Genomic DNA, 26,683 nt, shown 5'->3' with positions numbered 1-26,683 from the left:
ATGACCGGCAAGGATCAGCTGTCGTATCCGGAGCTGTGCGGGCACATCACCGAGGTTTGGAGGGACGTCCTCCACCTCGACCGAATCGAGCCAGACCAGGACTTCTTCGACCTTGGCGGCCATTCGCTGGGGGCGATGCGAGCCGCCGCACGGCTTGTGGACGACCTCGGCTGCGATCTGTCCCTACGTGCGATCTTCGAGCACCGCACGATCGAGGCCCTCGCATCGGCGATCGTGAACATCGGAGCAACGAGATGACGGGGCTCCAGAGCGCGTTCCGCGCCGTGGCAAGCGCCACCGACTTCGAACGCGCGGTCGCCGAGTTCCAGGCGGCCTGGTCGGAGGGCCGCTGCGAAGCAGCTGTTCCGGTGTGGGTCGGCGAACGCTCCGACCTCGGGGCGGCGCTCGACCTCGCTGCGGAGCTCTACCCCGCATTGCGGCAGCCCCCCAGGCACGCGGCGGGAGTCGTCCTGGGGGACGTTCCAGCGGCGGTCCGCTCGTTCGCCCGTCCGCTGGCCTGGCAGTGGACGGACGGCGAGCCGTCCGCAGGCGACGGTTCGCTGGTAGTCCTCGGCTGCTACACGGATTTGCGGATGGAGGTCCTCGGACCGGTCCTGGTGGACGCCTACCGCCGTGACCGGGACGTCTTCCTGTTGACGGGCCGCGACCTGAACTCGCTCACGTGGATGATCGCCAAACAGTACGGGGAGGTGGCCGCCGGGGGTGAAACCGGGCTGTTCACCGATCTGGACACGGAGCCGGTGTCCACCTGGGCGACCTACTACGACTCGCGGACCCTGGGCGGCGCGGATCTCACCCGCATCGCGGCGGAGCGCGTCTGGAAACGCGTCATGGTCAGCGGTCACGGCACCGAAGACAGCATCAACCTGGGCGCGCACACGGTATGCGGCCGGAGCCCGGTCGCCGGTCCCGAGCGGCCCGGTCCCACGTGCGCCTACGGACGCGGCTGTTACAAGCCCGAGGACAAGCTGCTCCCCGCACATCGAGTTCGCACCGCGGAGCTCGTGCTCGGCGGCTGCGACAGCGGCGCCTTGGCGGATCTCGCCTCCTACAGCCCCCGCTACCAGCTGCTCCTGAACGCCGTCGACGGTCCTGCCCAGACGGTGGTGGCCGCATTGTCCATGCACCAGTCGGCCCGGGTGGAGAACCTCATCTGGCTGGACTCCGCGGACCGGGGCGGGAGTACGGCTCGGCTGCTGAACGCGAGCCTTGAAACCATGCACCCTTACCCCACGTTCATCCAGGTAGGGCTGCCGAGTTCGGCCTACGGCGACCCGGCGCCACCGGCTCCGGCACTGGAGGAAGAACCTGCGGGACTCGTCAGGGACCTCAGCTCCAGGGCCCGCGGCTTCCTCATGACCGGCATGCTGCCCGCCGCGCATCCCTTGCGGGAAGGGCTCGAGAGGGTGGCGGAGAAGGCCGAGACAACGGCCGTCCGTCCGATCATGGGCCTGGTCGCGGAAAGGTCCGCGTTCCTGCGCTCGCTCCGGGACGACGCCCGGTCGCTTGACGAGGCTATAGCCGTACGCATGGCGGAACGTCCCGACGACGGGCTTGCCGAGTTCTCTCGCTTCTTCGGCGACCGGAGTTCGGTCTCCCCGTCGGACGCGACGACCGTGCCGTGTGTCCTGTGCGGGCGGACGGCATGGCAGTATCGGCGTCGCGGGTTCAGCGCGCGTGTCCCCGACACCACCGCGCATGTCTGCCTGAGCTGCGGTCCGGTCGGATACACGATGGACGGCGGAGTACGGCTCGACGCGAACGCCGCCCCGACTGTCTTCGCCGGGGCGACGTTGCGCATCGAGGCCACGGTCGAGTCGGTGCGGCCGGGGCCGGTGCCGGTGGGCGTGACCGTCCCCTGGAGCCTTCATGCCCAGATATCCCCGGCGGTGCACGATGTACGGCTCGGCGGGCGAGAGCGCCAGAGCATCCTCTTCGAAGTACGTCTCGACCCGTCGGCTCCGCCACAGGAGCATCACTTCACGGTCTTCGGCGTCCAGGATCTCGCGATCTCCCTGTTGCGTTGCCCCTTCACCGTCCTGCCGCCCGAGGAGGCATAGGTGGACAGCACCCTCCATGCGGCGGTGGCCCGCCAGGCACGGGAGAGGCCGGATCATCCGGCGTTGGTCGAGCGAGGAGCGGCCGTCAGCTACCGCACCCTCGACCGGGCGGCCGACTCCTTCGCGTTGCTTCTCGCCGGCCTTGGCATCGGTCCCGGGAACATGGTCCCCGTCATCCTTCCTCGGTCCACGCGTCTGGTCGTCGTCCAGCTCGCACTGCTGAAGTGCGGGGCGGCCTACTCCGTGCTCGATCCGGGATGGCCCGCCGAGCGACTGGAGTCGCTCGTCGGGCGTTTGCCGTCGCCTCTGGCCGTCGCGGATTCGCAGGCGCACCGGTTCCCGGTCTGGACCCCGCCCCAGGAATCACCGCGGGAATCCGCGGACCGTGCGGTAGCTCCGCCACGGCGGGACGCCGACGGTGCCACGCCCGCGATGGTCATCTTCACCTCGGGGACCACCGGGGTGCCCAAAGCGGTGGTTTTGCAGCACCGGGCGGCACTGCGCCTGTTCCGCGGAGACAGTCCGGCCTCTTTCGGCTCCAGCCACGTCATGCCGCAGGTGTCGAACGCGGCATGGGACATGTACGCCCTGGAGGTCTGGGGAACACTGGTCGCGGGAGGAACCTGTCTCCTCCCGGACAACCGGATTTTCCTCCCGGAGACCCTGCGCGCCGCCGTCGCCGAGCAAGGCGCGAACACGGTGCACATGCCGACCGCCTTGTTCAACCTGTTCGTCGACGTGGACCCCGGCTGTTTCGCCGGCCTGCGGACGGTCCTCGTCAGCGGTGAGGCGATGTCCGGCGCCCACGCGGCCAGGTTCATCCGAGCCCATCCGGGGGTCCCTCTGGTGAACTGCTACGGCCCCGTCGAATGCTGCATGTTCGTCTCCTCCCACCAGGTCTCCGCACGGGACTGCGACGCCTCCGACGGCGTTCCTCTGGGTACGGCGGCGCCGGGCACACGGATCTTCGTGATGGCCGACGACGAGGTGTGCCCTTCCGGGAAGGAGGGCGAGATCTGCGTGGCCGGTGACGGCCTGGCCGTGGGTTACCTGGGACAGGACGAGCTGACCGCTGAACGGTTTCGCACCGTATCGATCGAAGGTGCGCCGACCCGGGTGTACCGCACGGGTGACCAGGGGCGCGTGGACGGCGACGGCAACCTGCGCTACCTCGGCCGCAAGGACCGCCAGGTGAAGCTCCGCGGCTTCCGGGTCGAACCCGCCGAGGTGGAGCACGCCGCTCGCTCGGTGCCAGGCGTTCTCAACTGCGCCGCGGTTCCGATCCGCGAAGCGGACGGCAGCTATCAGTCCATGGCGATGGCCTACACGTTCGGCTCGAAGGGCGTGGCCGACTCCGCGGACCCACTCGGAGTGCGCTCGGCCCTGGCCGAGGTACTCCCCGAGTATCTGGTGCCGACGCATGCGGTGGCCGTCGACGCTCTGCCCCTGACGCCGAACGGAAAATTGGACCGGGCCGCCCTAGAGGCCTGGGGAAGCACGCATTTCAGGAGGAAAAACCATGACTGAGCGCCATCCCCGCCTGCTGATCGTGGGGCTGGATCGGTATACCCTCGACGCCTGTGTCCGCCTGGGCGTGGCTGCCGTCGTCGTCTGCGGCGCGGCCAGCTGGGACGACGGGCTCATGATCATCCCCTCCGAGCTCTCCGCGCTCAGGGTCGACGATCAGAGCAGCGTCGAGGCCGTGTTGATGGCGCTGCGCCGAGCCGGGCTGGGCGCCGACGACTTCGACGCCGTACACACCTCCGACGAGTACTCCATGGTCACGGCGGGCGTCCTGGCCCGCCATCTCGCTCTGCCGTGCCTCGATCCGGAGGTGGCGGTGCGCTTCCGCGACAAGAGCCTGCAGAAGGCCGCGGTGCGCGACGCCGGCCTGCCCGCAGCACGGTGTGTGGTCGTGGAGGATGTCTTCTCCGTCTCCGGCATCGAGGAGCTGCCCTTCGAACCCGCCGTGCTCAAGCCGGTGGCCGGTGCCGCGACCGCCCTCACCTCGGTGGTCGAGAGCATCGATGATCTCCGGGCCCAGAGTGACGAGTACAGGCGGAAGAAGGTCAGCCAGCGCACCTTTGTGCTGGAGGAGTACATCGCCGGCGACGAGTGGTTCGTGGATGGGATCGTCCACGGCGGGGAACTGCTGTTCTGCGCCGTGGGCGCCTACGGGGATCCGTGCCTGACCGCCCTCCGGAGCGGGAAGCCGCTCTGGCTGCGCCACTTCGACCCGGTTGAGGAGAGCTGGGTGTACGAGAAGGCACGGGGCTTGGTGGAATCCGCGCTCGGAGCACTCGGGCTTCAGGACGGGTCGTTCCACATGGAGCTCTTCCACGACCGGTCGTCTGGGACGTTGACGTTCGGCGAATGCGCCGCCCGTCGCGGGGGCGGGCTGATCCACGAGCAGATTCAGGCGAAGTTCGGGGTGAACATCGCCGAGTGCGCTGTCCAGATCGCGCTCGGACGCCGTCCCGAGATCGAGGTCAAGGTCAGGCCGGAGGTCTTCGGGGGCACCTACCTGCCCGGACGTCCGGGGACGCTGCTCGGCTGCCCCACGCCGGCCGACCTCCTCGCTCTGCCGTACGTCGAGTTCGCCCGAATCGAGCACCCGGTCGGCACGCACTTCGCGGCCGGTCCGGCCAACACCAGCCAAAGGGTCGGGCAGTTCATGGTCGTGGCGGACTCGATCGAGCAGCTCACCGAACGCTTCGAGGACGTCAGGCGTTGGTTCGACGAGCGCCTCTGGATGCTTCCCGAGGAGCTGTCGACCAGAGGCAAGCGGGACTTCCAGCGGGAATGGCGGCCGACCGCCGACTTCGGGGACACCTTGTGGCGGTGACGGCCGTCCTGCTCCCGGCCGACAGGGGCCAGCGGGTGGTCGCGGTGACGTCCTTCGTGCACAGCTTCGGCACGGGACTGTTCATCGCGGCCGGCGCGCTCTTCTTCACGCGGGTCGTCGGCCTCCCCGCCTCACAGGTGGCCGGCGGACTGTTCGCGGCGGCGATGACAGGGCTGGTCGCGGGTGTGTACATCGGACGCCTGGCGGACCGATGGGGGCCGAAGCGCGTCCAGATCGGGGTGGCGGTCTGCGGAACGGTGGTGAACACCGGTCTGCTGCTGGTCGACACGTTCTGGACCTACCTCCTGGTCTCCATGCTGTCCGGTGCCGTGATCGCGGGGAGTTGGTCGACGCTGGCCCCGCTCGTGCGCGGTTTCGGCGGGCCGACACCGGCCGTCTTCCGCGGCTATCTGCGCTCTGTGGGCAATCTCGCGATAGCGCTCGGCACGGTGGCGGCGGGCTTCGCCATCCAATTGGACACCAGGGCGGCCTTTCTGACCGTCATGATCTGCCGATCGCTGACCTACCTGATCTCCGGGTTGATCCTCTTGTGGCTTCCGCCCTTCACCCTCGAAGGCTCCGGCGGCGCCGACCGCGGCTGGGCAGCTTTGCGTGACCGCACCTATCTGACCGCGACCGCGATCAACGCGGTGATGTCCCTGCACTTCGCGGTCCCGACGTTCCTGCTCCCGCTGTGGATCGTGGAACACACCGCCGCTCCCCGATGGACGATCTCCGCGGTACTCGTCCTCAACACGATCCTGGTGGTCGTCCTCCAGGTCCGCATCAGCCGGAACGTCGCCGACGTGCCGTCTGCAGGACGCGCGATGCGCTGGGCAGGCGTGACCCTCTGGGTGGGCATGCTCCTGATGGCGCTGGCCGAGGGAATCCCGCCCTGGTTCGGTGTTCTCCTCCTGACGGCAGGAATGATCGCCTACACATTGGGAGAGATCTGGCACAGCGCCGCCTCAGCCGAGTACTCCTTCGGTCTTGCGCCGATTCACGCGCAGGGCCAGTACGCGGGAGTCTTCGGCCTGGGTCACGGGCTGGCCGAAGGGGTCTCACCAGCGGTCATGAGCGCCCTCCCCCTGGCCCTGGGCCTTCCCGGCTGGCTCCTACTCGCCACACTGCTCCTCGCCACGGGCCTGGCCGGCCACCCCCTCATGGCCCATGTCTCCCGCCCTGCCACCCGCTCTGTCGGATGAGCAGAAGCGCTCGATCTCGGCCGGCACCGACGGGCAGAGAGATTTGGAACGAAATCCGGCGTTAAGGCTGTTTCCGCAGGTCAGTGACCCCTGCCGTCCGAGTCTTCCCGACGGGGTCAACGCCGGATTCCATTCCGACCGTAGGCCCGGCTCCGGCCGGCCTCCCGGGGACTCGACTACGAACCCGCTCCCACCGACGAGATGAGTGCACCGAGAAGCCCGAGCGACTGGACGCCTGGGGCATCTGCGCAGGTCCTCCCCCGAACTCTCACACCTCAGGACGTTCTGCGGATCTCGTTTCCCGCGTCCCTGAGCAGATCGGCGAGGCGCGGAAATAGGATTGCCCGCTTGGCCAGGATCTCGGTGATCGGCTGGTCGAGATCGGGCCCGTAGTACTCCTCGGCGATGGTCAGGTGCTCGGCCATGGCCTGGCGGGCCGCTTCCGGATCTCTGGCGAGGATCGCCGCCAGGATCACGTCGTGCTGCGGGACGCCCTTGGCGCGGACCACCGGGTCGGTCAGGCTGCGCAGGACGACCCCGCGAACCAGCGCCCGGATCGAGCCGAACATGATTTTCAACACCGGGTTGCCCGCCGCTGCGGCGATCGACTCGTGGAACGCGACGTCGAGTACCGCGCTGGAAGCCGCGTCGTCCGTGGATTTCAGCGCCGTCAGCAGTTCGGTCATCCGGACGGCGTCGTCGGGCCCGTAGAAGGAGGCCGCCAGGGCTGCCGTCTGGCACTCCAGCATCCGCCGCGCCACGATCAGGTGCCGTGCCGTGACGAGGCCCTCCCTGACCAGGAGGTCGACCGAATCCGGCCGGGCCGACCGCACGAAGGTCCCCCGCCCCGGCTCCACCGAGAGGAAGCCGCGAGCCTGCAGGTCCCGCAGGGCCTCGCGAACGATCGGACGGCTGACACCGAGTTCCTCGGCCAGCGCCCGCTCACCCGGGATTCGCGTCCCCTCGGCCCAGCGGCCCGAGAGCAGGTGCGACTCCAGCGTCCGCAGCACCTGCTCCCCCGAGGGGCGGACGTCCCCCGCCTCATCCCCTAGCAGTACCGTCATGTCTGGCATCCTTGCACGCGCTGCCGTAGCTCGCCCACGTCGCGGATGCTGATCGTGATCTCGTCGCCCGGTTGCAGGGACAGTTCGGGTGGTGGCACGATCCCGGTTCCGGTGCTGAGGATCACTCCATCGGGGAAGCTCTGGGCGCGAAACAGCCACTCGACGAGCTCGGCCGGACCGCGACGGAGCCGGGCCGTGCTGGTCGCGCCGGAGAATACCGCCGAGCCGCTCCGGGTGATCGTCATTTCGATGTCGAGCGCGGCGGGCAGTTCCCACCACGGCCGGATTCCCGGCGCCAGGGCGCAGCTCCCATGGAAGGTCTTGGCTTGCGGCAGATACAGCGGGTTCTCCCCCTCGATGCTGCGGGCCGTGAGATCGTCGCAGACCGTGGCGCCGACGAGGTCGCCGAAACGGTTGACCACCACGGCCAGCTCGGGCTCGGGGATACAGGAGACGGCGTCCGCGCGGATTCCCGCCTCATCACCGTGACTGGTCACCCGCCAGGCCACAGACTTGAAGAACAGCTCGGGCCGGTCGGCCGCGTACACCTTGTCGTAGACGTCCAGCCCACTCTCCTCCACGCGAGCGGCGCGAGACTGCTCGTAGGTGACTCCCGCTCCCCACACCTCCATCCGGCCGTCCACGGGTGGCAGCAGCCGTACCCCATCAACGGGGACCGTGCCGCGTGTGCCGGTCACCGCGGACCGGATCTCGTCCAACGGCCGGGCCAGAAGCCCGGCCAGTGTCCCCGGCAGGAGCCCGATCAGGCCGTCGCGCAGCACCCCGATCTCCGGCTCGCCGACGCGGATGAAACGCACGATCTTCATGACAGTCCCTTCCACGGGGTAGCCGCCGGACCATGGGTGCTGGTCTCGACGGTGAACAGGCCACCGGCCAGCGGCTCCCGCTCCAGCGCCGCCGCGTCCATCTGGTACGTCGCGGTCGTGATGTACAGGGTCGAGCCGCCGAAGGCGCAGCTCGTCACCTGCGATGCGGGCACCCGGACCACGGTGTCCAGCCGTCCGCCCGGGGTGTAGCGATGGACGGCTCCGCCACCCCACAAGCCGACCCAGACGCAGCCGTCCACGTCGACGCAGAGGCCGTCGGGCATGCCGTACTCCGGCTCGATCGCGACGACAGCGCTGATCGGCCCGAGCACGCCGTCCGCATACGCGTATCCGGTGATCCGCTGGGTGAGCGAGTCGACGAACCACATCGTCCGCCCGTCGGGTGACCAGCCGAGTCCGTTGCTGATCGTGAGCCCGGGCAGGACCGGCGTGGCGATCGGGCCGGGGTCCAGGCGGTACAACGTGGCGGCTCCGGGCGTCTGGTCATAGGCCATGGTTCCCGCCCAGGCCCGCCCGTCCGGGTCGCACTTGGCGTCGTTGAAACGCATCCCGTCGCCCGGCACGGTGAGCAGTGGGGTGACGGTTCCGTCTTCCGCCAGCGTCGAGAAGCCTTCGCGGGTGGCCAGCAGCCAGCCGCCACCCGCGGCCGGCAGCGCCGCGCTCACGTGGCCGCCCACCCGGTAGGTGGGGCCGCCCAGCAGGTGGACCAGCCCTGCCGTGATGTCCACCCACACCAGGCGGCCGTGCCTGGTGTCCCAGAGCGGGGCCTCTCCCAGCTCGGCACCTGCCGCCTCCACCATCCGTGCTCTCATGGCATGTCTCCTGAAGGGTCGATCAGGGTCTTGAAGCCGGTCGGCCGCCTCAGCGCCGCGGCCACCTCGGTCAGCGGCAGGGTCCTCTCGTGGAGCGGCGCCGGATCGACGACGCCCCTGGCCAGGAGGGCGACCGCGGCCGCCGTGTCCTCATCCCACACGTGCGCGGCGCTGCCGAGCAGTCTGCGTTCACCGAGCACCACGTCCAGCCAAGGTACGGTCAGCTCGCCCCGACGGAATCCGACGAGGACGACGGTCCCGCCAGGCCGGCAGAGCCGTACCGCCTCGCCCGGCGCGTCGGGAACCCCCGAGCACTCGATGACCACGTCCGCCACGGCGGGCGTGGCCTCCGACGGGTGTACGGCAACAGCCCCGCGGGCAGAGGCGAGGTCGCGTCGTTCGGCGACCGGGTCCACGGCGATCACCCGCCGGGCCGGGCTTGCGGTGGCGAGCTGGACGACGAGCTGGCCGATCGTGCCCGCACCGTAGACGAGCACGGTCGCCCCCGCGAGATCGGGCGCCTTGCGCAGCGCGCGTACGGCCACAGCCAGCGGCTCGGCGAAGACGGCCGACTCGGGCGGGACATGGTCGGGCACGACCACGCAGGTGGCGGCCGAGGCGATCATCCAGCGGGCGAGCCCGCCATCCTGGTGCTGACCACGAACCCGCAGGCCGGGGCAGAGGCCCTCCTCGTGGCGGAGGCACCAGGGGCAGCGTCCGCATCCGACGACGACATCGGGGATCACCGGGGCGCCGATCGGCAGCTCGCCGCCCGGGCATTCGGCGACGCGGCCGACGATCTCGTGCCCGAGCGTGATGGGAATGATCCTCCCGTCCCGGTCGACAGGGCTGCAGACCGGGGCGTTCAGGTATTCCTCGACGTCGGAGCCGCACAACCCGACCCGCTCGACCTCGACCAGGACCTCGCCCGGCATCGGCCGGGGAATCGCGATCCGCTCGACCCGGACATCGCCGGGCCCGTACAAGCGCGCGGCCCACATCATGCGACCCGGCCCCCCATCGCGACTCCCCGCTGGATCTGCGCGCGCAGGAAGAGATAGGTGGCGAGGGCGGGGATCGCCCCGATCGTGAGTGCCGCGAAGACCAGGTCGTAGCGTGTGCCGAACCGCCCGCTGAACTGGAGCAGGGCGAGCGGCAGAGTGCGGCTGTCCTCCCCCGCGATGAGGACGAGCGCGAAGACGAAGTCGTTGTAGGCGGACAGGAAGGTGAGGATGGCGAAGGTCGCGATCGTCGGCTTGACCGCGGGAAGGGCGATCCGCCACAGGATCCACGGGACCGAGGCGCCGTCGATCGACGCCGCCTCCAGGTATTCCTTGGGCACCTGGTCGAAGGCGTTCTTGAACAGGAACACGCCGAGCGAGACCGAGAAGCCCGCGTACACCAGGATCAGCCCGAGCGGGCTGTCGGTCAGGCCCGCCTGCTGGAACTGGGTCAGCACGGGGATGAGCGTGCTGAAGGTGGGGATCATCAGTCCGAGCAGCAGGAACGTGAACAACACGTTGGTGAGCGGCAGCCGGCCGCGGCTCAGCGCGAAACCGGCGAGCGCGCTGCACACCCCGCAGACGAGCGTGGACGCCAGACTGACCAGCAGGCTGATCAGCAGAGCCCGGCCGAGGTCGCCCTGCTGCCATGCGTCGGAGAAATTGCTCCGCCGCGCCCATTCGGGCGCTCCCACAGCCTGCAGGAAGATCTCATTGCTGCCGCGGAAGGCGTTGGCGACCATCCAGATCAGCGGTCCGACGCAGACCACCGCCCATACGATCATGACGATCAGGAAAGGAACGCGTTTCACCCGAGCTCCAGAGGGGTTCTACGGAAGGCCCGCTGCAGTCCGAGCGCGAGCACCAGGTTGAGCAGCAGCATGAAGGTGGCCACCGCCGAGGCGAAGCCCAGCCTGTTGTCCTGGAATGCCTTGACGTACATGTAGCTGGCCAGGACCGACGAGCTGTTGGCGGGACCGCCCTTGGTCATCGCCCAGATCAGGTTGAAGTACTGGACCGAGCCGGTGACCACGAGGATGACCGACAGCTTCACCGTGTCGAACAGCATCGGGATGGTCAGCGAGACCGTCCGCCGCCAGCCGACGGCACCGTCGAGCTCGCCCGCCTCGTAGATCGGCTTCGGGATCGCCTGCATGGCCGCCAGGAATATCAGCATGTAGAGGCCGACGTACTGCCAGCCCACCACCACGACCACCGACATCAGGGCGGTCCCGGTCTCGCCCAGCCAGGCATGTGTCCAGCCGTCCAGGCCGAGCCACTCCAGCGCGGCGTTGAGCAGACCGTGCTGCGGTTGGTAGACCTGCGACCACAGGACCCCGATGACGACAGTGGACAGGACGACCGGAATGAAGTAGACGGCCTGGAAGAAGCCGCTGCCCGGATACCGCCGGTGGATCAGCAGGGCGAACAGGAAGCCGAGTGGGATCTGCACGACCATCGCGCCGATCAGCAGGAGGAACGTGTGCCACAGGGCGTCGATGAAGGCCGGGTCGGTGAACATCTCCCGATAGTTGGCCAGCCCGGCCGGCCGGGCGGCCAGCCCGGCCGACCAGTCGAAGAATCCGAAGTTGACCACGCTGATCGACGGGACGATCACCACGAACAGGTAGAGAGCCAGGGCGGGCACCAGGAACAGCGCCGACCATCGGCGGAGGGATCCGGTCATGAGCCCACCGGGTGGGCCTTCATGTACGCCGCGAAGTCGCTCGTCATCTTCTCCGGCGTGATGTCTCCGGTGGCCAGCGAGTTCTGCAGGTTGGTGAACTCGGTGTTGTGCTGCGCCGGCAGGATCTCGTTCCAGAACAGGTTGTACCCGGTGTATCCGGCCAGCTTGTCGACGAGCCGGTTGAAGAGATCGGGCACGGCCGTCCGGTCATATGTGATCTTGTTTGGCATGAGCAGGAGGGCCTGCTCCGCCAGCTTCGCCGCCTCCGTGCCGCTGGTCGCTCCCTTGACGAATTCCCAGGCCAGTGCCTTGTCGGGGGCGGTGGCACTGATCCCGAGCGCACCGTTGGGGCCGCCCTGGACGTCGGCGATGGTGCCGGAGCCTCCGGTCAGCGGGAAGTCGAAGGTGCCGGTCCTGGCCAGGGCCGCCTTGTTCTCTTCGGCGGTCAGCGAGGACATGATCCAGGTGCCGCTGAGGACCATGGCGGCCTGGCCGCCGTAGAAGTCGGCCATCGCCTCGTCGTACCCGGTACCCAGATAACCCTTCTGGAAGGCGCCGGCGTCGATGATCTGCTTGAGCTGCTTGGCGGCCAGGGTGAACGGCGGCGCCGTCCACTCGGTCTTCCCGGCCAGTGCATCGCCGATCAGAGCCGGGCCGCCGTTGCGCATCGCCAGGTAGGTGTACCACTGCTGGAGCGGCCAACCGTCCTTTCCATCGAGCGTCACCGGGACGATCCCGGCGTCCTTGAACTTCCGCACGTCGGCGAGGAACTCATCCAGGGTGGTCGGCGGCCGGGTGACGCCCGCCTTGGCGAACAGGTCCTTGTTGTAGAACATCTCCACGATCGGCGACTCGGTGGGAACCATGTAGGTCTTGCCGTCGACGGTGTAGTTGTCGAAGGCGCGGGGAAGGAGCCCGTCCCGCCACGCGGTGTCCGCCTTGATGTAACCGGACAGGTCGGCGAGCGCGCTCGCCTGAACGAGCGGGGTCAGGAAGCTTCCCCCGTACCAGGCGACGATCTCCGGCAGGTTCTTGGCGACCAGCGCGGCCTGGACTTTCTGCTTCACGTCCGCGTCCGCCATGTACTGGATGTTCACGGTGACGCCGGGGTGGGCCGCCTCGAAGCTCTTGCCGTACCCCGTGAACAGCTCCTTCGCGGGACCGTTCGCGGTCGTCCAGATGGTCAGGGACTTGGCGTCCGCGCTCGACACCTGCCTGTCGCTGGTCGCGGGGGCGCACGCGGCCAACCCGGCCACGGCGGTCGCCGCCAGTACGGCTGCCGCCAGCTTCTTGATCATGCTGACTCTCCCTTGATGAGGTGGGTCATCCGCCGGTGCCAGGCGACGTCGCTCCACATGCCGTGGAACTGGGGCGAGCAGAAGTTGCTGGTTGCCAGTGCGGTCCAACGGCCGGTCGCGACGGCCGTCGAGATGCCGACCTCCGCCAGTTCCTTGATCCAGCTCCAGTCCAGGCCGGGGCCGTCCTTCCAGAAGATGCTCGCCCAGCATTCCGTCGTCATCAGCGGCTTGCCGCTCGCCCGCGACCAGGCCGCCATCGACTCGACCTTGGCGATCAGCTCGGCCTGCCAGCGCTCGCGCTGGGCCGCGTAGAGCGCCGGAGCGCGGGCGGCCAGGAGCGCGTACTGCTCCGGGTCGTCATAGGCGTAGCCGAGTTCGGCGTAGAAGCCCCGCTCCTGGCTGTGCGCCAGCCAGATGTGCGGTTCGAGCAGGTCGTAGGCGGAGACGTCCTGATCGGCCCAGGTGTCCAGCTCATGGGAGAACGAGAAGCAGAGCTGAAGGCTCGGATACTCCTCTCGGACCGCGGCGAACACCTCGTCCTGCCAGGCCAGGATCTTCGGATCGGTACGCGACAGCCGTACCGGACTGACGTAGGGAGCCCAGTCGGTGTCCGGCCACTCGTTGCACAGGTCTAGGTAGAGGACGATGTCCAGCAGTCCGGCTGCCTCGATCGAGCGCAGCGCCCGCAGCCAGACGGCCGCGTGATCGGCGGGAGACTTGATGTCCATCCGGGCCTCGGTCGCGTCGTCGCGAAACCAGCTCGACAGGCCCACCTTCACCCCGTGCTCGGCACAGAGTGTCATGAACGCCAGGAGCGCCGGTTCGACGGGCTCGATGTCATTGGGCAACGGGCTGCCCCAGCCGTGTATCGGCCAAATGGGCGTGACCCGGACGTTCTGTCGGCCGAACAGGTGCGGGTAGGCGTCGATCCGGACGGCGTCGTAGCCGCGCTCAACCAGTTCATCCAGGGCCTTGGCCCAATCCTCGAATCCGCCTCCTGCCCACCGTCGTTCCAGCCAGTCGAACGACCACATCGCGATCGCGTGCATCTCTCACCTCGGGTGGTTAAGCCGGTATGACCGGTCAGGCTAGATAGCTTCGCCGGGCGGGTCAAGAGTGAAATTTCACACTTCACATTGTCCTTCTGGAAGGTCTACGCTGCGCGGTGTGACCGGTCTGACCAGAATTGCGTTGATGGAGACTCTGCGCCCCCGAACGCAGCCCAACCTGCTCTTCCTTCGCCTGCACACCGATTCCGGACTCATCGGGCTCGGCGAGGCATTCTTCGGGGCCCGTGCGGTGGAGGCGTATCTGCACGAGAGCGTCGCGCCCGCCCTGCTGGGGCTCGCTGATCCCCGCCCGGAACCGGTCGCGAGGCGGCTGGCCAGCTATGTCGGCTTTCAGGGGGCGGGCGCGGAAACGCGGGGAAACGGCGCCGTCGACATCGCGCTGTGGGATCTGCTCGGCCAGCAAAGCGGGCTACCACTCGTGGATCTGCTCGGCGGAGCGGTCCGGCCGTCGATCGAGATCTACAACACGTGCGCCGGGCCCGGCTACGTGGGGTCCTCGACCCGCCAGGAGTCGGACAACTGGGGGCTGCGCGCCGGGCGCTACGAAGACCTGAACGCCTTCCTCACCCAACCGGCCCGGCTCGCACGGGAACTCCTCGACGAGGGCCTCGGCGGCATGAAGATCTGGCCGTTCGATCAGGCGGCCGAACGGACGGGTGGGACCGACATCTCCCGCGCCGAACTCGATCAAGGCCTCGGAATCGTGGAGGCGATTCGGGCCGAGGTCGGGCTCGACATGCGGCTCATGATCGAACTACATGGCTTGTGGAATCGCCCCTCCGCCGAAAAGATCATCGCTGGACTTGAGCCGTACCAGCCCTTCTGGGTCGAGGACCCGCTCCGCTCCGATGACGTGGAGGGCTATGCCCGGCTGGAGTCAGGTGTGCCCGTCGCGGCCGGTGAAACGGCGGTGGGGCGTCGGGGCTTCAAGCCGCTGCTGGATTCGGGCCGGGTGGACATCCTCACTCTGGATGTCCAATGGACCGGCGGGATCACCGAGGCCCGAAAGGTGGCCTGCCTGGCGGACGCGTACGGCGTCCCTGTGGCGCCACACGACTGCACCGGCCCCGCGACCCTGGCCTCCTGCGTTCATTTCGTCTGCGCCCAGCCCAACGGCCTGATCCAGGAAACGGTCCGCGCCTTCCTACGCACGTGGTACGCGAATCTGGTCACGGGCCTGCCCCCGGTCACCGGCGGCGTGATTCGACCGAGCCAGGAGCCCGGTCACGGGGTACGGCTGCGCGAAGACCTGATCATGAATGACGAAGTCTTCGCGCGCCGTGTGTCAGGCGGCTAGCGACAGCCGCCGGTGGAGCCTGACAGACCCTGCACACGACCGCCTCGGGGATCTCCTGCAGGGAGGGGAAGCGCGCCATCTTCTGGAAGCACTACAGCGCCAGCACCAGCGCGAACAGCGCCTGCGGCTCGGCGGCCCGCTCCTGGGCCCAGTCGATCTCATCGGCCGTCGGGGTGAACAACAGGTGCAGTACCCGCGCCGAGGTCAGGCGCTTGAACTGCGGGTAGGCGGTCCGCTCGATCGACGTCACCGGCGAGTCCTTTCCAGCTGAACGCATGCAGGACGCGCACACCGTAGCGGTAGGTGATCAGGCATGTCCTGCTCACCAGGTGACCGGCAGTTCGTGAACGCCGTAGATGACGGCGTCGGTCTTGAACGGCACGTCCTCGACCGGTGTGGCCAGCCGCAGGGTGGGGATGCGGCGGAACAGCGTGTCGAAGACGATCTGCAGTTCCATCCGGGCCAGGTTCTGGCCCAGGCACTGGTGCGGGCCGAAGCCGAAGGTGAGGTGGTGGCGTGCCCCGCGCTCCACATCCAGCTCGGCCGGATTCTCGAACACCGCCGGGTCCCAGTTGGCCGACAGGCCGGAGACGATGACGCCCTCGCCGGCCTTGATGCTCACCCCACCGATCCGCGCGTCCTCGGTGGCCACCCGGGAGACGACCGTGTCGGCGATGGCGAAGTAGCGCAGCAACTCCTCCACGGCCATGGGCGTCTTGCCCGGGTCGGCCGTGATCAGGGCCAGTTGCTCCGGATGGGCGAGCAACCCGACCACGCCGAGCGAGATCATGTTCGCCGTGGTCTCGTGTCCGGCGGTCAGCAGCAGGAAGGCCAGGCTCACCAGGCCCGCGTGGTCGAGGGCGCCCTCCTGACGTTGCCGGGCGATCTGTCGGCCGAACAGGTCGTCGCCGGGTTCGGACTCCTTGCGGGCGATCAGGTCGTCGATGTAGGCGCGCAGTTCGGCCAGGGCGTGCTGACGCTCGGTCGGCGTCGAGGTCCTGCGTACCGCCACGGAGGTGCGGCTCTGGAAGAATTCGTGGTCGTCGTACGGCACGCCGAGCAGTTCGCAGATCACCAGGGACGGCACCGGCAAAGACAGCGCCTGCACCAAATCGACCGGCCGCTGATCGGTGGCGAGCAGGTCGTCGATGAAGTGGTCGACGATGTCCTGGATCCGCGGGCGCAGCGCGGCCATCCGCCTCACGGTGAACTCGCCGATCACCGGACGCCGGGCCGCGGCGTGTTCGTTGCCGTCCATGCTGAGCATCAACGGCGGCTGGTCGCGGAACAGCTGCCGCTGGGTCGCGGCATCGACGTTGAAGATCGGGAAGCCGTCCTTGCGCTTGTCGGAGGAGAAGCGGTGATCGGCGAGGATGGCACGACCTTCCTCATGCCCGGACACCCACCATGCCTCACCGCCGCCGACCAGGCGGATCCTGCTGATCGGCGCCTGCTCACGCAGTCGCTCATAGGTGGCGGGCGGGGCGAACGGGCAGCCACGCTCGACCGGCAGCTGCAGGCCGGCGAGCTCGCCGGCGACGCTTTTCGTCATGAATGACCTCCTAGTAAAAGATCTGGTTGAGTTTGCTCGGGGCTGTTCGGGGTCGTTCTGCGGTGAACACCGGCGGCGGAACAGCCACGGCTGACCAGGCACCGCGTCTGGCTTCCCCCCCGAAGGTGAGTGGGTCGCGGTTTTGATGCGGGTCAGCTTCTGCGGGGCTGCGAACGTGGTAGAGGCCGATGATTCGGGCGTCCTCCGTAGTCCCGCCGCAACGGCCTGGCCCGTGGACAGGTGGTGCCTGGGTAGTTCGCCGGTCATCGCAGGGTGAGCGGGGTTTCGGTTTCGATGCGGGTCAGCTTCTGCGGGTTGCGGACGTAGTAGAGGCCGGTGATGCGCTCGTCCTCGACCCGGATCGCGATGACGCCGTCGATCTCGCCGTCCACGCGGAGGAGGAGTGCCGGGTTGCCGTTGACCACGGTGGGGTCACCGGTGAGCACGACTTGGGCCTTGCCGAGGCCGCCGACGATGAAGCGGGCCGCCTTGTCGGCGCCGGTGATCGGCCGCGGCGCGGCCTGCTTGACGCCGCCGCCGTCGCTGATGAGGACGACCTCGGGGGCGAGCACGTCGAGCAGGCCCTGCAGGTCCCTGGTTTCCAGCGTCCGCTGGAAGGACTCCAACGCCGCCCGGGCCTGGCCAGGGGCGACCGCCTCGCGAGGGCGGCGGGCTTCGACGTGGTGGCGGGCGCGGTGGGCGATCTGGCGGACGGTCGCGGGGCTCTTGCCGACGGCGGCCGCGATCTCGTCGTAGCCGACGTCGAAGGCCTCTCGCAGCACGAACACGGCGCGCTCGGTCGGCGAGAGCGTCTCCAGGACGAGCATGAGCGCCATCGACACACTCTCGGCGAGTTCGACGTCCTCGGCCACGTCCGGGGTGGTGAGCAGCGGCTCGGGCAGCCAGGGGCCGACGTAGGCCTCCTTGCGGCGCTTCATGGTGCGCAGCCGGTTGAGCGACTGCCGGGTGGTGATCCGCACCAGGTAGGCGCGCTGGTCGTGCACCTGCGCCAGGTCGACCTTCATCCACCGCAGCCAGGTTTCCTGGAGGACGTCTTCGGCGTCGGTGGCCGAGCCGAGCATCTCGTAGGCGACGGTGAACAGCAGGTTGCGGTGGGCGATGAACGCCTCGGTGGCGCAGTCCATGCCCTCGCCGCGAGCGGGCGGCTCGGTTGGGTCCGTGGTCGGCTCGCTGCGCTCGCTCATGCCTGGCTCCTGCCGGTTGGTTCTCGAGGGGGTGACACGCACAAAACACCGGTCTCTACCGCTTTGTGACACCTGCGGCCGGTGGCGTAGGTCACACGGCCACGCTGTCACGGGGGTCGGGTCGCCGATGTCTCCATGGCCGACAGGACACGGTGCCTGCTGTGGTGCAACTGCCAGTCGGCCGGCGGCTGACGGTCCGAGGCGCGGCCGATGACCGCGGTCGGCGTCGGGTCACCACTGGGCGATGAGCGGCGTGTCCGGTTCGTGCTGCCGCCAGGCTTCGGTGAGGCGGGCGAGGCGGGTGGGGGCGGCGATGCCGCGCACGGTTGCGATCTTGCCGTCGGTGATGTCGAACGCCACGACGCCGACGACCTGGTCGCCGACCACGAAGAGGATGGCGGGGGCGCCGTTGACGAGCGCGTAGTGCATGGCGGATGTGCCGCCGGCGAATCGCCGTTTCGCAGGTGTGGGTTTGAAGCCGGCCCGTACGACGGCGGCGATGCGCTGCGGAGTGTCGTACTGCAGCAGCCTCTCGGTCAGGCCGGCGCCGTCGGAGATCGCGATCACGTCGTCGGTGAGCAGCGCCACCAGCCGTTCGGTGCGGCCTGAGGAGGCCGCGGCGAGGAATCCCTCGACGATCCTGCGGGCGGATGCGGGGTCGATTTCGCCGCCGCCGCGGCGTGCGGCGGTGATGCGGCGCCGGGCCCGGTGGAGGTGCTGCTGGCTTGCGGACTCGGTGATGTCGAGGATCTCGGCGATCTCGGCGTGGCGGTAGGAGAACGCTTCGCGCAGGAGGTAGACGGCCCGCTCGAGGGGTGACAGGCGTTCCATGAGAGTCAGCACGGCCAGGGAGACCGATTCGCGCTGCTCGAAAGTGTCGGCCGGGCCGAGCATCGGGTCGCCGTCGAAGAGCGGTTCGGGCAGCCAGGCGCCGACGGTGCGTTCGCGGCGGGCTTGTGCCGAGCGGAGCCGGTCGAGGCACAGGTTGGTGACGACCTTGGTCAGCCATGCTTCCGGCACCTTGATCTGCTGCCGGTCGGCGGCCTGCCAGTGCAGGAACGCGTCCTGCACGGCGTCTTCGGCGTCGGCGGCGGAGCCCAGCAGCCGGTACGCCAGCGAGGCCAGCCGGTTTCGGCCGGCCTCGAACCGACCGGTGTCGAAGCGATCAGTGGCGGCGCTGTCCACGCGGACCACCCTAGGCGCCTACGCAACCACGTTCGCGGCGGACACACCCGGCGCGGCGGCCAGGCGGCGCTTGCGCTTGGGCACGCCGAAGGTCGGGTGAGCGTTGGCCCACAGCGACATCTTGAGGATGCCCGCCTTGACCCGCGCGGCCTTCCGGCCGCCCACATACGTCGGCTTCGCCTGCCCTTCGTCGTCGACCAGCTGCAAAATCCCGTCCTGCCGCCCGAGACTGATGTGGTTGTAGGAGTAGACCAGCTTGGTCTTCGCAATCTTGCGGCCGGTCAGACGTCCCACGATCGCGGCGATCGCCTGCCCGCCGGTGAAGCCGGCCGACGCGCAGGACATCGGCAGCGGCCGGCCGTTGTCGCCGATGGCGTAGGCGCTGTCGCCGGCGGCGTAGACGTTCGGGTGCGAGACCGACCGCATGGTGTCATCGACGACGATCCGACCGTTCTCGGTGACCTCCAGCCCGCCGGCGGCGGCGATGGGGTTGAGCGCGAACCCGGCCGTCCACACGGTCGCGTCGGACGCCAGAGCGGTGCCATCGGCGCACAGCACCCGCGTCGCTTCGACGGCTTCGACGCTGGTGTGCTCCAGGACGGTGATGCCCAGCCGGTCGCAGGCCTGGCGCAGGTGGCTGCGGGCTCCGGCGGAGAGCCGGGCGCCCAACTCGCCGCGGGCGATGAGCGCCACCGACAGGCCGGGCCGGGATTCGGCGATCTCGGTGGCGGTCTCGATACCGGTCAACCCGTCGCCGACGACCAGCACACTCCCGCCTTCGCCCCGCCTGCCCCGTGTGTCCAGGCTGTCCAGGCGCTCGCGCAGGCGCAGCGCCGAGGGCCGGGCGGCGACGTCGAAGGCGTGCTCGGCCACGCCGGGGACGCCGCAGTCGGAGCCGTGGCTGCCGAGCGCGTAGACGAGCGTGTCATAGCCGAGCTCGCCGCCGCCGTCGGCGTCGGCCACGGCGACGACCTGGCGCTCGGGGTCGACAGCGGTGACACGGGCCACGCGCAGCCGTATCCCCGTTCCCGCGAAGACGTCGGCGAGCTTCTGGGCCTCCATCTCCCGGCCGGCCGCCAACTGGTGCAGCCGCAGCCGCTCGACGAAGTCCGGCACGGCGTTGACCACGGTGATCTCGGTGTCCGCCGGGGACAGCCGGCGGGCCAGGTTCCCGGCCACGTAGGCCCCGGCATAGCCGGCGCCCAGGACGACGATGCGGTGCTTCATGGTGTTGCTCCTGTCGGTTCGCTTGCTCTCGGTGAGTTGAGCGGAACGGCGCCCCGATTGCTGACAGGAACTGCCTGTGGCATGGGTCACAGAGCGGCAGGAGCGCCGCCCAACGATGCTCGCGACGCTGAGGCGGCGCAGATACAGGCCGAGCTGAACGAGGCGATCTGATGCCGATCACCGGCGACATCGACGTCATGCTCACCAGGCGGAAGATGTCCGTGGGCGAAGTCCAGGCGGAAGGTGCCGTACGGGTTGACCTTGGACCAGAACAGGGCGGTCAGGCCCCACTTAATGGGCCGAGTCAGGGAGGCGCAGAGGGCCGGCCAGCCGGGCGGGGCATCGTCCGGGCGGTACAGGCGGATGCTACCGATGTTCTTCAGCCGCGGCAGCAGGCGGAAGTTCAGCAGCTCGGTGAACGCGAACCCGACCACCGAGGCGCCGCGGGTGTCGACGTGGTTCGACTCGATCTCGGCGTCAGTGCAGGCCCTCCGCTCGGGTCGGCGTCACCAAGGGAAAAAGTAGCTCTACTCAGAACCTTTACCGGCGTTTCGCACTCAAAGTAGAGCATGATGAAGACGATGATCGGAGCCTCGCTCCTCGCCGGTTCGCTGCTGGTCTCCGGCGCCGCCGCGGCGGACGCCCAGACGAAGCCGACGCTGGGTCCCCACGGTTATGGCGCCGTCACGTTCGGCATGACCGTCAAGCAGGCCACGACGACGGGGGACGTGGTCAAGAAGCTGCCGGGCAACGGCGGCTGCTCCGGCTGGGACCTGAAGAAGTTCCCGACCCCCAAGGACTCGGTCGGCATCTACATCTCGCCGAAGGTGGGACTGGCCGCCATCTTCGCCGCGAAGGGCATGAAAACCCCGGAGGGCATCAAGATCGGCTCCACCGTCGAGCAGGTGAAGGCCGCCTACCCGCGCATCAGGAAAGACGTCCACGGCCTTTACGTGATCACGGTCCCCGGCAACAAGGAGGCTTACTACACCTTCGGCGTCACGCACGGCAAGGTCACCGAGTACGGCATCGCGCTCAACAAGCAGGACTGTTTCAACTAGCGGGGCGAGTCTGCCGGGTCAGGTCCTTCGCTCGGGCCGGCGCGATGAGGCGCGAGGTAGACCCGTCTCCCCCAGGTCGGGCGCCGCGAAAGCAGCTGTCGAATTCCTTCGCCGAGCCGGTTGTCGAGGTTGGTTCCCGACCCGGGTCCTCGATGCCCACCACCTGCGACCTGTGATCTTCCGACCCGGTCACGACAAACGAAGCGGGCGGTTCACCGAGAGCTGCTTCGCCCCGGGCGGCACGGACCCGAGCGGAAGGCCGTGTGAGGCGCCGGCGGGCAGTTCCTGCCGGACCCGGGGCGGGAAGGTCGCCCCGAAGTACCACACGCCGCGCTTCATGCTGGTGCCGCAACTGCGGACGCCCGTCGATCGCGGGCCGGGCCTGGACGGCGGGCCCGGCGCGTGAGGCCGCCGTAGCCGATGCCGGGGCATAGCCGACCCGGGTCGGCTATGCCCGATGCAGCACCGTGCAGCAGGAGCTGCGGAGCCAGCTGGGCGCCCTGGAGGTGGTGGGATGCGAGCCGATCTTCTCGGAGAAGATCAGCGCGCGCGTCAAGGTGCGGCCGGAAGCCTGCGCGCTCGCGGTGTGCCGGTGCCGGAGATCGCCCGCAAGCTCATCATCCCCACCGGCAAGAACAAGGGCCGCAGCCCTTCCCTGGCCAGCGTCTACCGCGTTCTGGGTGCCGACGGCGAGGGCTGAGGGCGGGGGTCTTGGAGCCTTTAGGCACATGCCATGAAGAACCACGTGATCACCTAAACCGCATATCATCTTACTCTTGCCATTACATGCCAATATCGGACTATCATCGCTCTATGGCGATTGATAGTGATGCTGGCCGCTGCGTTAGCGCCGAGATTGCCACCGGCATCTCCCCGGCGGCGGCCCTGTTCCATTCCCTGGCCGATGAGAACCGGCTGCGCATCGTGGCCCGGCTCGCGCGCGGCGAGGCCCGGGTGGTCGACCTGGTCGGTGAGCTCGGGCTGGCCCAGTCCACGGTCTCCAAGCACCTGGCCTGCCTGCGCGACTGCGACCTGGTCGACTACCGCGCCGAAGGCCGCCAGTCCTTCTACTCCCTGACCCGCCCCGAGCTGATGGATCTGCTCGCCTCCGCCGAGCATCTGCTGGCCGCCACCGGCCACGCCGTGGTGCTCTGCCCCGTCCACGGCACCCAGCACGGCGGAGCCGACGTGCCCAGCGCGCTGCAGGCCGAACTCGATCACGACCTCGAACACCTCGACCAGTAGACAGGCGAGATCGAAGGGAAGACGGTGTCATGACCACGCTGAACCTGCCCGCCCCGGACCGGCGTGCCTTACTGCGGCGCCGTATCCGGCTGCTGGTCGCGGCCACCATCACCTACAACGTGATCGAGGCGGCGGTGGCCATCACCGCCGGCACCGTCGCCTCCTCCGCCGCACTGATCGGCTTCGGCCTGGACTCCATCGTGGAGGTCGCCTCCTCCGCCGCCGTGGCCTGGCAGTTCTCCGCCACCGACCACGAGAAGCGGGAAAAGACCGCGCTGCGAGTCATCGCGATCTCGTTCTTCGCGCTGGCCGCCTACGTCACCGTCGACGCCATCCGCGCCCTACTGGGCGTCGGCGAGGCCGCTCCCTCCACCCGCGGCCTGATCCTCGCCGCCCTCTCGCTGGTGATCATGCCGTTCCTGTCGTACGCCCAGCGCCGCGCCGGCCGCGAGCTCGGTTCCGCCTCTGCCGTCGCCGACTCCAAGCAGACCCTGCTGTGCACCTACCTGTCGGCGGTACTGCTGGTGGGCCTGGCGCTCAACAGCCTGTTCGGCTGGTCCGGGGCCGACCCGATCGCCGCCCTGGTCATCGCCGCCGTCGCGGTCAAGGAAGGCCGCGAAGCCTGGCGTGGGGACACCTGCTGTGTCGTCCCCACCGCCATCGGCACCCCCGAGCAGAGCGGCCAGCACTGCGAGGACGGCTGCTTACACGCCTGACTTGGTTCCTGCGGTCGATGCCGGGATGGAACTCAGGACGACCGGGTCGTGATCGGGCTGCTGTAGGACACGTTCTTACCTCCCACGAATGGCAGCAGCCGCTCCGTCTCCTGCTCCAAGGCCGCCTGATCGGTCGCGGACAGGGGACGGAACGGAGTGAGGTGCAGGGTGTCGCCTTGGAGGGACCAGCTTCCGTGCACGTGGCCGTCCACGAGGAAGGTGGGCCGTACTTGTGCCTGGCCGGGCATCACGCGCTTTCGGTCCTGGTGGCTGATGATGCGGGTCCGGTCGGCGTGGCCGAGCAGGGCGTTGTCGAAGGCGGGCAGCAGTCGCACGGGGGCGGGCGTGTCGGGGTCGGGCAGTTCCGCGTCGGGCAGGTCGATCAGTTCCCTGCCGTCGGGGTCGCGGTAGTGGCGCAGTTCAGCGCGCATGTCGGAGACGATCTCGCCGAGGCGGGTCAGCCCGGACCAAGCCTGCACGTCCATGATCCCGGCTGGGCCGAACGCTGCCAGATAGCGGCGGATGAGGTCCTTGGCGGTCACCCGGGCCATGGGCCGGCCGAGCCAGGTCTCGGCGGGCGTGACAGAGACGGCCGACCGGGTGCCCCAGGAGCCCCATGTGCCGGTGGCCGGGCTGTGGATGAGGGGGGCTTCTGAGCTCGACCTCCCCAGCGAGGATGCGCCCGTCGCGGCCTGGGTGGCGTTCGGCCAGCCGTCGGGCCAGTGCCTTTCGCGGTGTCGTCCCGCCCGCCAGCAGCTCAAGCCCGGTGGCGACCAGTGAGGCGGTGTCCAGGCCCGCGCTGTTGCGGGCAAAGTACGCCGAGCGGGCGGTGCGGTCGAGCACGGGTTGCAGCAGCGGCCGCAGCCGGCGGAAGTCGTCGGCCGCGGCGAGGTGCTGGGTGCTGCGGAGCAGACCGGAGCGGACCACCTTCCGCTCCTGCAGCAGGGTGGTGAGCTCGGAGTGGGTGAAGCCGTGAATCCTGCTCCACAGCCCGACGTAGGGCCAGTTGGGCTCTTGCGCCTGCAGCGCGACCAGGCGCCCGATCACCTCCAGCGGGGTGTGATCGGTGCGGGCCAGCAGGAACTGGCGGCCCAGCAGGGCCCGGTTCAGGGCCCTGCTCGAAAGCGTCGTCACGACAGCCGTACCGAGACGTTGCCCCGATAGGAGCCCTGGAGCAGGGACAAGAACGCCTGCGGCACGTCCTCGATCTCGCCCTTGATGACCGTCTGCGGGTAGACGAAGCGGCCCTCTCCCAGCCAGGTGCTGAAGTGTTCCCGCCAGGCGGCGATCTGGTCGGGGGTGTGGTAGCAGGAGAACGGCAGCAGCTCGATGCCCCTGGCCTGAGCAGCGGCGTGATCGGGCTTGGGGAAGCGCTCCGCCGCGTCGCCCAGCTGGCTGGACAGCGAGCCGCACAGTGCGAAGCGGGCGCCGGGCCTGGCCGCCTGCAGCGCGGCCTGATACTGGTCGCCGCCCACGACGTCGAAGAACACCGAAATGCCCTCGGGCGCGAGCTCCCGGAGCCGGTCGGCCGCCGAGCCGTCGCGGTAGTCGAAGGCGGCGTCGTAGCCGAGCTCGTTCACCAGATAGTCGACCTTGGCCGGGCTGCCGGCGCTGCCGATCACCCGCGCCGCGCCCAGGCACTTGGCGATCTGCCCGGCCAGTGAGCCGATCCCGCCGGCCGCGCCGGAGACGAACACCACGTCGTTCTCGCCGACGCCGGCCACGTCGGCCATCCCGTAGTAGGCCGTGGGCCCCTGACCGAGGTAGTAGCCGGGGTCCGCGATGGGATCAAGCTTGGTGTACTGGGTGGCTGGGCCCGCCGAGTACTCGCTCCAGCCGGTCATCGACTGGACCAGGTCACCGACCGCGAGCTCGGGGCTGTCGGACCGGACGACGGTGCCGATGGCGGCCACGCCCACCCGCTGGCCCGGCTGCCAGGCCGGTACCGGGATGGTGCAGTCGGCGCGCATCAGCTCCAGGTAGGTCGCGGCGAGCCCGATCTGGTCAGTCCGCACCACAACCTCGCCGTCCACCTCGGTCGTGGTGACAGTGAAGTGGTCGAGCGTGGGGGTGCCGACGACCTGTGTGGTCAGCTGGATCTCACGGGTGATCATCTCTTGGTCCTTATGTCGGTACGGCCTTCAAAATCGACTCTAGAGAGGCTTCCGGTCACTTTCTGACCGGAAGTCAGGCGAGGATGGCGGTATGGCGAACACCAGCTCACGGACTCTCACACTGCTCTCGCTGCTGCAGACCCACCGCCACTGGCCCGGCATGGAACTGGCCGAGCGGCTCGGGGTGTCCGAGCGGACCCTGCGCCGCGACGTTGACCGGCTGCGCGAGCTCGGCTACCCGGTCAGCGCGGCCCGCGGCACCGACGGCGGCTACCAGCTCGCGCCCGGCGCGGTCCTGCCGCCGCTGCTGCTGGATGACGAGGAGGCGGTGGCCCTCGCGGTGGGCATCGGTGACGCGGCACAGAGCGGGATCGCCGGGATGCAGGAGGCGTCGCTGCGCGCACTTACCAAGGTGGTTCGAGTCCTGCCGCCCCGGCTGCGGGCCAGGGTGGACACCCTGCGGGAGATGACCCTCTCCGTCGCCGCACCCGGGCCGGTCGTCGCTGCGGGAGTGCTCACCGCGGTCGCCCAGGCTTGCCAGGACCAGGAACGGCTGCGTTTCGGCTACACCACCAGACGCTCCGCCCCCACCGAGCGCGAGGTCGAGCCGCACCGCGTCGTCGCCCTCGGCGGGCGCTGGTACCTGGTCGCCTACGACCTGGCACGGCACGACTGGCGCAGCTTCCGCCTCGACAGGCTGACCGAGCCGGCCGCGACCGGCACCCGCTTCCGGCCGCGCCCGCTCCCGGCCGAGGACGCCGCGGCCTTCGTCCAGGCAGCCAGCGGGGTGCCGGCGCCGTACACGGTCCAGGCGCTCGTCCACGCCCCCGCGACCCGTGTACGGCAGGCGGTCGGCCAGTGGGGCACGATCGAACCGCTCACCCACGGCACCTGCCGGATCACCATGACCTCGACCTCTCTCGATTGGCCGACCCAGGCACTGGGCAATGTGGGCGCCGAGTTCGAAGTGCTGGGGCCGCCGGAGTTCGCCGCGCACGTCCAGGAGTGGGGCGCACGCTTCATCCGGGCCACCAGCGCACCCGACAGACCGCCCCCGCCATAGCCAGATCGCGACGATGACGCGGCGTCCGTAGCGGCCCGGGCCCGCCAGGCGGCCAGCACCTTCGGCACCACGTCGGAGAACAGGCCCACCGGCAGCCCGATCGCGCG

25 protein-coding genes and 3 pseudogenes are annotated in these 26,683 nt (G+C 69.1%); 12 read left to right on the top strand and 16 right to left on the bottom strand.

The genetic code is table 11. The annotated features are described in order from the left end of the window. The 5 genes from ACQPYK_RS23380 to ACQPYK_RS23360 are packed head-to-tail and all read left to right on the top strand — an operon-like array spanning position 1 to position 6,131. Entirely contained in the window at positions 1 to 258 is a 258-nt protein-coding gene (locus tag ACQPYK_RS23380; protein ID WP_433258889.1) for a phosphopantetheine-binding protein, read from the top strand. Next, a complete protein-coding gene (locus tag ACQPYK_RS23375; RefSeq protein ID WP_433258396.1) occupies positions 255 to 2,081 on the top strand; it encodes a hypothetical protein in 1,827 nt (608 codons plus the stop codon). Before ACQPYK_RS23380 ends, ACQPYK_RS23375 begins: the two co-directional genes overlap by 4 nt. Then, entirely contained in the window at positions 2,082 to 3,608 is a 1,527-nt protein-coding gene (locus ACQPYK_RS23370; protein ID WP_433258394.1) for an amino acid adenylation domain-containing protein, read from the top strand. After that, positions 3,601 to 4,926: an ATP-grasp domain-containing protein gene (locus ACQPYK_RS23365; RefSeq protein ID WP_433258392.1), complete on the top strand. Its 1,326-nt coding sequence runs from the start codon at positions 3,601 to 3,603 to the stop codon at positions 4,924 to 4,926. The genes ACQPYK_RS23370 and ACQPYK_RS23365 overlap by 8 nt, the downstream gene beginning before the upstream one ends. After that, positions 4,923 to 6,131 (top strand): MFS transporter, encoded by a 1,209-nt coding sequence (locus ACQPYK_RS23360; protein WP_433258390.1) that lies wholly within the window; start codon positions 4,923 to 4,925, stop codon positions 6,129 to 6,131. Before ACQPYK_RS23365 ends, ACQPYK_RS23360 begins: the two co-directional genes overlap by 4 nt. Before the next feature lie 275 nt (positions 6,132 to 6,406). Here ACQPYK_RS23360 and ACQPYK_RS23355 read toward each other — a convergent pair whose 3' ends face one another. Genes ACQPYK_RS23355 through ACQPYK_RS23320 form a run of 8 tightly spaced genes read right to left on the bottom strand, consistent with a single transcriptional unit; the run spans position 6,407 to position 13,890 of the window. After that, positions 6,407 to 7,195 carry a FadR/GntR family transcriptional regulator gene (locus ACQPYK_RS23355; RefSeq protein WP_433258388.1) on the bottom strand — a complete coding sequence of 263 codons (789 nt, stop codon included), beginning with the start codon at positions 7,193 to 7,195 and terminating at the stop codon, positions 6,407 to 6,409. After that, positions 7,192 to 8,022 carry a fumarylacetoacetate hydrolase family protein gene (locus ACQPYK_RS23350; RefSeq protein WP_433258386.1) on the bottom strand — a complete coding sequence of 277 codons (831 nt, stop codon included), beginning with the start codon at positions 8,020 to 8,022 and terminating at the stop codon, positions 7,192 to 7,194. The genes ACQPYK_RS23355 and ACQPYK_RS23350 overlap by 4 nt, the downstream gene beginning before the upstream one ends. After that, positions 8,019 to 8,855 (bottom strand): SMP-30/gluconolactonase/LRE family protein, encoded by an 837-nt coding sequence (locus ACQPYK_RS23345; RefSeq protein ID WP_433258384.1) that lies wholly within the window; start codon positions 8,853 to 8,855, stop codon positions 8,019 to 8,021. Before ACQPYK_RS23345 ends, ACQPYK_RS23350 begins: the two co-directional genes overlap by 4 nt. Then, the gene (locus ACQPYK_RS23340) at positions 8,852 to 9,859 is read right to left on the bottom strand and encodes a zinc-dependent alcohol dehydrogenase (RefSeq protein WP_433258382.1); all 1,008 of its coding nucleotides are present in this window, start codon (positions 9,857 to 9,859) and stop codon (positions 8,852 to 8,854) included. Before ACQPYK_RS23340 ends, ACQPYK_RS23345 begins: the two co-directional genes overlap by 4 nt. Continuing rightward, positions 9,856 to 10,668: a carbohydrate ABC transporter permease gene (locus ACQPYK_RS23335; protein ID WP_433258380.1), complete on the bottom strand. Its 813-nt coding sequence runs from the start codon at positions 10,666 to 10,668 to the stop codon at positions 9,856 to 9,858. Before ACQPYK_RS23335 ends, ACQPYK_RS23340 begins: the two co-directional genes overlap by 4 nt. Then, positions 10,665 to 11,543 carry a carbohydrate ABC transporter permease gene (locus ACQPYK_RS23330; protein WP_433258378.1) on the bottom strand — a complete coding sequence of 293 codons (879 nt, stop codon included), beginning with the start codon at positions 11,541 to 11,543 and terminating at the stop codon, positions 10,665 to 10,667. The genes ACQPYK_RS23335 and ACQPYK_RS23330 overlap by 4 nt, the downstream gene beginning before the upstream one ends. After that, a complete protein-coding gene (locus ACQPYK_RS23325) occupies positions 11,540 to 12,841 on the bottom strand; it encodes an ABC transporter substrate-binding protein (protein ID WP_433258377.1) in 1,302 nt (433 codons plus the stop codon). The genes ACQPYK_RS23330 and ACQPYK_RS23325 overlap by 4 nt, the downstream gene beginning before the upstream one ends. Beyond that, the gene (locus ACQPYK_RS23320) at positions 12,838 to 13,890 is read right to left on the bottom strand and encodes a cellulase-like family protein (protein ID WP_433258375.1); all 1,053 of its coding nucleotides are present in this window, start codon (positions 13,888 to 13,890) and stop codon (positions 12,838 to 12,840) included. The genes ACQPYK_RS23325 and ACQPYK_RS23320 overlap by 4 nt, the downstream gene beginning before the upstream one ends. 145 nt (positions 13,891 to 14,035) lie before the next feature. Here ACQPYK_RS23320 and ACQPYK_RS23315 point away from each other — a divergent pair, with 145 nt between their 5' ends. Further along, entirely contained in the window at positions 14,036 to 15,208 is a 1,173-nt protein-coding gene (locus tag ACQPYK_RS23315) for a mandelate racemase/muconate lactonizing enzyme family protein (protein ID WP_433258373.1), read from the top strand. Here the strand turns inward: ACQPYK_RS23315 and ACQPYK_RS23310 are convergent. From ACQPYK_RS23310 to ACQPYK_RS23285, 6 genes and pseudogenes are all read right to left on the bottom strand, one after another. Beyond that, positions 15,186 to 15,458, bottom strand: a pseudogene (locus ACQPYK_RS23310) (DUF4158 domain-containing protein); the annotation flags it as partial. The gene ACQPYK_RS23315 and the pseudogene ACQPYK_RS23310 sit on opposite strands and share 23 nt — an antisense overlap. 72 nt (positions 15,459 to 15,530) lie before the next feature. Next, a complete protein-coding gene (locus ACQPYK_RS23305; protein ID WP_433258371.1) occupies positions 15,531 to 16,760 on the bottom strand; it encodes a cytochrome P450 in 1,230 nt (409 codons plus the stop codon). A 263-nt stretch (positions 16,761 to 17,023) separates the two neighbouring features. Then, complete coding sequence (locus ACQPYK_RS23300) at positions 17,024 to 17,905, bottom strand: RNA polymerase sigma-70 factor (protein ID WP_433258887.1); 882 nt, start codon at positions 17,903 to 17,905, stop codon at positions 17,024 to 17,026. Positions 17,906 to 18,196: 291 nt separating this feature from the next. Then, on the bottom strand, positions 18,197 to 19,150 hold the full coding sequence (locus ACQPYK_RS23295; RefSeq protein WP_433258369.1) for a sigma-70 family RNA polymerase sigma factor: 954 nt from the start codon (positions 19,148 to 19,150) through the stop codon (positions 18,197 to 18,199). Between the two features lie 18 nt (positions 19,151 to 19,168). Further along, positions 19,169 to 20,377 (bottom strand): NAD(P)/FAD-dependent oxidoreductase, encoded by a 1,209-nt coding sequence (locus ACQPYK_RS23290; RefSeq protein WP_433258367.1) that lies wholly within the window; start codon positions 20,375 to 20,377, stop codon positions 19,169 to 19,171. Positions 20,378 to 20,463: 86 nt separating this feature from the next. Beyond that, positions 20,464 to 20,853, bottom strand: a pseudogene (locus ACQPYK_RS23285) (Tn3 family transposase); the annotation flags it as partial. A gap of 105 nt (positions 20,854 to 20,958) precedes the next feature. Between ACQPYK_RS23285 and ACQPYK_RS23280 the strand changes: the two are divergent. From ACQPYK_RS23280 to ACQPYK_RS23260, 5 genes are all read left to right on the top strand, one after another. Next, positions 20,959 to 21,438 (top strand): hypothetical protein, encoded by a 480-nt coding sequence (locus ACQPYK_RS23280; RefSeq protein ID WP_433252646.1) that lies wholly within the window; start codon positions 20,959 to 20,961, stop codon positions 21,436 to 21,438. A gap of 172 nt (positions 21,439 to 21,610) precedes the next feature. After that, positions 21,611 to 21,844 carry a zinc finger domain-containing protein gene (locus ACQPYK_RS23275; RefSeq protein ID WP_433258365.1) on the top strand — a complete coding sequence of 78 codons (234 nt, stop codon included), beginning with the start codon at positions 21,611 to 21,613 and terminating at the stop codon, positions 21,842 to 21,844. A gap of 61 nt (positions 21,845 to 21,905) precedes the next feature. Beyond that, the gene (locus ACQPYK_RS23270) at positions 21,906 to 22,175 is read left to right on the top strand and encodes a hypothetical protein (protein WP_433258363.1); all 270 of its coding nucleotides are present in this window, start codon (positions 21,906 to 21,908) and stop codon (positions 22,173 to 22,175) included. Between the two features lie 76 nt (positions 22,176 to 22,251). After that, positions 22,252 to 22,683, top strand: a complete 432-nt coding sequence (locus tag ACQPYK_RS23265) for an ArsR/SmtB family transcription factor (RefSeq protein WP_433258361.1) — start codon at positions 22,252 to 22,254, stop codon at positions 22,681 to 22,683. A gap of 29 nt (positions 22,684 to 22,712) precedes the next feature. Next, positions 22,713 to 23,399 (top strand): cation transporter, encoded by a 687-nt coding sequence (locus ACQPYK_RS23260; protein WP_433258359.1) that lies wholly within the window; start codon positions 22,713 to 22,715, stop codon positions 23,397 to 23,399. 32 nt (positions 23,400 to 23,431) lie between these two features. Here the strand turns inward: ACQPYK_RS23260 and ACQPYK_RS23255 are convergent. Together ACQPYK_RS23255 and ACQPYK_RS23250 are read right to left on the bottom strand one after the other, a co-directional pair. Then, a pseudogene (locus tag ACQPYK_RS23255) lies at positions 23,432 to 24,446 on the bottom strand (winged helix DNA-binding domain-containing protein). Between the two features lie 83 nt (positions 24,447 to 24,529). After that, on the bottom strand, positions 24,530 to 25,513 hold the full coding sequence (locus ACQPYK_RS23250) for a zinc-binding dehydrogenase (RefSeq protein WP_433258357.1): 984 nt from the start codon (positions 25,511 to 25,513) through the stop codon (positions 24,530 to 24,532). A 91-nt stretch (positions 25,514 to 25,604) separates the two neighbouring features. Here ACQPYK_RS23250 and ACQPYK_RS23245 point away from each other — a divergent pair, with 91 nt between their 5' ends. Continuing rightward, the gene (locus ACQPYK_RS23245) at positions 25,605 to 26,576 is read left to right on the top strand and encodes a helix-turn-helix transcriptional regulator (RefSeq protein WP_433258355.1); all 972 of its coding nucleotides are present in this window, start codon (positions 25,605 to 25,607) and stop codon (positions 26,574 to 26,576) included. Positions 26,577 to 26,683: the final 107 nt, after the last annotated feature.

The sequence above is a fragment of the Streptosporangium sp. CA-135522 genome (assembly GCF_050949235.1).
Lineage (GTDB): Bacteria > Actinomycetota > Actinomycetes > Streptosporangiales > Streptosporangiaceae > Streptosporangium.
Note: the sequence above shows the minus strand (reverse complement) of the source record. Positions and strands in the feature narration are given on the sequence as shown.